We start from the raw sequence: 1,565 nt of genomic DNA, 5'->3' as shown, positions 1-1,565 counted from the left end.
GTCGAGCAGACAGGGCGAACTCGACAGCCTCACCGCGCAGAAACGCAGCCTCGACGATCAGGTCGCGCTGTCGACGCTCACCATCACCCTCACCGCCGACGACAAGAACGCACCCGGCGACCCGGACAACTTCTGGGACGGCATCGTCTCGGGCTGGCACTCGCTGATCGACTGGTTGCAGGACGCGATCGTCTTCGTCGGCAAGGCCGTACCGTGGCTGGGCTTCCTCGCGGTGATCGGCGGATTGCTGTATGCCGCACTGCGATTGCTGCGCAGGCGCCGTCGCACCGCAGCGCACGTGTCCACCGCTCCCGCACCCGCACCCGCACCCGCAGCGACCGCTCCCGCGCCTACCGCACCCGCAGCGACCGCTCCCGCGCCTACCGCACCGGCAGCCACCGCATCCGAGGTCGGCACATCAGGCGCACCCGAATCGGCAGCATCCGGGAAGGAGACCCCCGGTGCCCACAGTGCGGGCGACGATCAAACCGAACAGCCGTAAAGGCCCACTCGTCGAAACCGCCGAAGACGGCACTCTCACCCTCTATGTCCGCGCCCCGGCCGTCGAGGGCAAGGCCAACAAGGCCGCGATCGAACTACTCGCCGATCATTTCGGCGTAGCCAAGTCCGCCGTTCGGCTGACCGCCGGCGCCACCTCACGGTTCAAGCGATTCGACATCGACTGAGTCAGACCGCACCCGGAAAGCCCAGCTGCCGCCAGGCTTCGTACACCGACACCGCCGCCGCGTTCGACAGATTCATCGACCGCCGCCCCGGCAGCATCGGAATGCGCACCTGCTCGGTGATCTGCGGATCGGCCAGTACTTCCGCGGGCAGACCGGTGGGCTCGGTGCCGAACAGCAGCGCGTCGTTGTCGCGATAGGCGATATCGGTGAAACGCGTGGTGGCCTGGGTGGTGAAGGCGAACACGCGGCCGGGCCGGATCGCCGCGAACGCCGTCGCCAGGTCGGGATGCACGGTCACCACCGCGAGGTCGTGGTAGTCCAGTCCGGCCCGGCGCAGCTTGGACTCCGAGAGGTCGAAGCCGAGCGGTTCGATCAGGTGTAGCGCGCAGCCGGTCCCCGCGGCCAACCGGATCGCATTGCCGGTATTGGGCGGAATCACGGGCTCGTGAAAGATCAGGTGCAGCACAGCGGACCACTCTGTCATGCGCCACCCCGTCCGCGCGCAGGCGGTATCTGGAACAATCGGGCTCGTGAACGAGGCGGAGACGACCGGCAAGCACCGGGTCGCGCGGTTGAGCGCGGGGGAGCAGTACCTGCGCAGTCATCTGCCGATGACCGTGGTGACCGCGCTGATCGTGATCGCGGTCGGCTTCGTCGCGTGGGATCGGTGGCGTCGCGGCGCGCTGATCTTCGGCAGCGCCGCCCTGGTGGCCGCCGCGTTCCGGCTGTGCCTGCCGACCGTGCAGGTGGGATTGCTCGCCGTGCGCAGCCGCCCGTTCGACGTGGCGGCGCTGACCGCGCTCGGCAGCGCCATCGTTTTCCTGGCCGCCACGATCAACACCCTCGGCGTCAGCTGAGACAGAACCGGCCGCGTCGTTC

4 protein-coding genes are annotated in these 1,565 nt (G+C 68.6%); 3 read left to right on the top strand and 1 reads right to left on the bottom strand.

Translation table 11 applies throughout. The features are described 5' to 3' along the window. Both ACFWF3_RS35430 and ACFWF3_RS35425 read left to right on the top strand, forming a co-directional pair. On the top strand, window positions 1-502 hold a 502-nt coding region (locus tag ACFWF3_RS35430; RefSeq protein ID WP_379318492.1), incomplete at its 5' end, for a DUF4349 domain-containing protein. Next, entirely contained in the window at window positions 462-686 is a 225-nt protein-coding gene (locus ACFWF3_RS35425) for a DUF167 domain-containing protein (RefSeq protein ID WP_378635378.1), read from the top strand. The genes ACFWF3_RS35430 and ACFWF3_RS35425, both read left to right, overlap by 41 nt. Before the next feature lies 1 nt (window position 687). Here the strand turns inward: ACFWF3_RS35425 and ACFWF3_RS35420 are convergent, their stop codons facing one another. After that, window positions 688-1,170, bottom strand: coding sequence for a tRNA (cytidine(34)-2'-O)-methyltransferase (locus tag ACFWF3_RS35420; RefSeq protein ID WP_379301651.1), 483 nt, complete (start codon window positions 1,168-1,170; stop codon window positions 688-690). Between the two features lie 46 nt (window positions 1,171-1,216). Between ACFWF3_RS35420 and ACFWF3_RS35415 the strand changes: the two genes are divergently transcribed. Further along, complete coding sequence (locus tag ACFWF3_RS35415) at window positions 1,217-1,543, top strand: DUF3017 domain-containing protein (protein WP_235569656.1); 327 nt, start codon at window positions 1,217-1,219, stop codon at window positions 1,541-1,543. Window positions 1,544-1,565: the final 22 nt, after the last annotated feature.

This window comes from Nocardia sp. NPDC060220 (genome assembly GCF_042727815.1).
Lineage (GTDB): Bacteria > Actinomycetota > Actinomycetes > Mycobacteriales > Mycobacteriaceae > Nocardia.
Note: the sequence above shows the minus strand (reverse complement) of the source record. Positions and strands in the feature narration are given on the sequence as shown.